A 1,777-nucleotide genomic window follows, 5' to 3' on the forward strand; every position below is an offset into this window, starting at 1 on the left:
GCCCCAGTCTACGGCTTGTGAAGGGATGCTCGCGGTCATATAACTTGACCAATTGAGCAAGGACGCGCCCATGCCTTTCAAACCAGTCGAGCCTGAAAAACTGTCTCTTGCAGTTATCCGCCAGATCGAAGGCTTGATCTTGCGCGGCATTTTGCGCCCCGGCGAACGCCTTCCGTCCGAGCGCGAATTGTCCGAACGCCTCGGCGTATCGCGCCCGTCCCTGCGCGAGGCAATTGCGACACTACAGGGCGACGGTTTGCTTGCGAGTAAAGCAGGCGCAGGAATCTTTGTCGCCGATGTGCTTGGTTCGGCCTTCTCACCTGCCCTCACCCGCCTTTTCGCGCGCAATGATGAAGCGGTGTTCGACTACCTCTCGTTTCGCCGCGATATGGAAGGGTTGGCAGCAGAACGCGCAGCTCGGCTAGGCTCGGACACGGATCTGCAAGTCATCGACACGGTTTATCGCAAAATGGAAGCGGCGCATGCAAAACCTTCCGCCGAAGCCGAGGCTGAACTGGACGCCGACTTTCACCTTGCGATCATCGAGGCCAGCCACAACGTGATTATGTTGCACATGATGCGCTCGATGTATCAATTGCTGCGCGAGGGCGTGTTCTACAATCGCCAGATCATGTTCAAGCAACGCACGACCCGCGACACGTTGCTGGCGCAGCACGCAAACATCAACAACGCATTGCAATCGCGTGATCCGATCGCCGCGCGCGCCGCCGTTGTCGCGCATCTCAGCTATGTCGAACAATCCCTGCGCGATGACGTTAAGGCCCAGGCCAACGAAGCCATCGCACAACAACGCTTTGAACATGAAAAATCCAGAGGTCCGAAATGAAAACAGCAATCATAACAGGTGCCGCGCGCGGTATCGGCCTGGCCACAACCAAGCAGCTTCTGGCCAAAGGCTGGCGCGTTGCCATGATCGACTGGGATGAAGCGGAATTGACGAGCGCGGCCAAGGATCTCTGCGATGTTGTGGCCCTGCCCTATGATATTTCGCAGCCCGAACAGGCGCTCAAGATTGTCGAAGACACCCTTGCCGCGTTCGGCCGGATCGATGCTTTGGTGAACAATGCAGGTATCGCCGATTTCGGCCCGATCGAGGACACTGATTTCGCCCGCTGGCGCGCAGTCATGTCGATCAATCTGGATGGTACATTCCTTGTATCCCAAGCCGCAACAGAGGCGCTCAAAGCCACCAAAGGCGCGATTGTGAACATCGGTTCTATCTCTGGCCTGCGCGCCTCGACGCTGCGCGTGGCTTACGGCACGTCCAAAGCCGCAGTGATCCATTTGACCAAGCAACAGGCCGCGGAGCTGGGCGAATACGGCATCCGTGCCAACTGCGTCTGCCCCGGCCCCGTGCGCACCAAACTGGCAATGGCGGTCCACACGCAAGAGATCATCGACGCCTACCACGACGCGATCCCCCTGAACCGCTACGGATCAGAGGACGAGATCGCGTCTGTGATTACGTTCCTTTGCTCGCCTGAAGCGAGTTATGTGACGGGGCAAGTGATTGCCTCTGACGGTGGGTTTGAGAGCACAGGGGTCGGGTTGCCTGCGTTGAGAGTTTAATCAACAACTTAGGTAACAATCAAAAAGTTAACACCGTATGAATCTGTTAATAACTAGCCTGAAGACATTGCGTATTATGTGGCCGTTTCTTCTATTGATCACTGCAATATTCATGATCGGAGAACAGTATGGGTCCAAAAGCACCACGGTGGTCGTGAAAATCCTAGCCTATGCCATGCTTGTTCAC

Annotated in this window: 2 protein-coding genes; both read left to right on the forward strand. The window is 56.3% G+C overall.

From position 1 onward, the window contains the following. Nucleotides 1-70: 70 nt before the first annotated feature. Nucleotides 71-847: a FadR/GntR family transcriptional regulator gene (locus tag WBC85_RS15350; RefSeq protein ID WP_424439206.1), complete on the forward strand. Its 777-nt coding sequence runs from the start codon at nucleotides 71-73 to the stop codon at nucleotides 845-847. Further along, complete coding sequence (locus WBC85_RS15355) at nucleotides 844-1,590, forward strand: SDR family NAD(P)-dependent oxidoreductase (RefSeq protein ID WP_424439209.1); 747 nt, start codon at nucleotides 844-846, stop codon at nucleotides 1,588-1,590. Before WBC85_RS15350 ends, WBC85_RS15355 begins: the two co-directional genes overlap by 4 nt. Nucleotides 1,591-1,777: the final 187 nt, after the last annotated feature.

Source organism: Planktotalea sp., from assembly GCF_049680325.1.
Classification (GTDB): Bacteria; Pseudomonadota; Alphaproteobacteria; order Rhodobacterales; family Rhodobacteraceae; genus Planktotalea.